General features: G+C 64.9%; 1 protein-coding gene. It reads right to left on the bottom strand.

The window, feature by feature from the left end:
- A partial coding sequence (locus tag FK530_RS24400) for a phospholipase D-like domain-containing protein (protein WP_231706784.1) occupies nucleotides 1-794 on the bottom strand: 794 nt, incomplete at its 3' end.
- Nucleotides 795-812: the final 18 nt, after the last annotated feature.

The following is an 812-nucleotide window of genomic DNA, read 5'->3' as shown; positions in this document are numbered from 1 at the left end:
AGCCAGATCTCGATGCCGTTGCGCAACAGGATCCCCAGGTAGGGGCGCGCCACCCAGTCGGCGAGGATGTGGTTGGAGTACTCCGGGATGAGGACACGCACCTGGACCCCGCGGTGGGTCGCGTCGATGAGTCCCTGGAGGATCTCCTGGTCGGGGATGAAGTACGCGGTGGTGATGAGGATGCGCTTGGTGGCGCGCTCCACGGCGTCCAGGTAGAGGCCCCTCACCGGGAAGAGCAGTCGTGACGGCAGGTTGAAGGCAGCAGTGACATGGGCGTTCCACTCCCTGGCCCCGGTGTCGGGCAGGGCGGGCTGGTGGCGGCGTTTGAAGTGGTTCCAGAAGTCGATGAACCCGTTCTCCAGCTCCCACACCGCGGGGCCCCGGACCTCGACGTGGGTGTCGCGCCATTCGTCGGCGAAACGATCACCGATGTTGTACCCGCCGACGTAGCCGATCTCGCCGTCCACCACCAGGATCTTGCGGTGGTCGCGCCCGGTCTTGCGCAGATTCAGGGTGAACATGCCCGAACGGATCTCCGGGAAGCGCCGGACATGCAGGTTGGGGTGGTGGGGGAAGAACTTGAAACGCGGGTCCTGGTTCAGTGCCCCGAAGCCGTCATAGACGGCGAACACCTGCACACCGCGTTCGGCGGCCCGGATGAGCGCCTCCTTGAAGCGCTTCCCGTAGCTGTCCGAACGCCAGATGAAGGTCTCGAAGTACACATGATCGTGCGCACCCTCGATGGAGGCGAGCATGTCGTCGAAGAGCGAGTGCCCGTCGGTGTAGGAGCGCACGACATTGTCGTCCACCGG

The organism is Tsukamurella conjunctivitidis (genome assembly GCF_007858475.1).
Taxonomy (GTDB): domain Bacteria; phylum Actinomycetota; class Actinomycetes; order Mycobacteriales; family Mycobacteriaceae; genus Tsukamurella; species Tsukamurella conjunctivitidis.
Note: the sequence above shows the minus strand (reverse complement) of the source record. Positions and strands in the feature narration are given on the sequence as shown.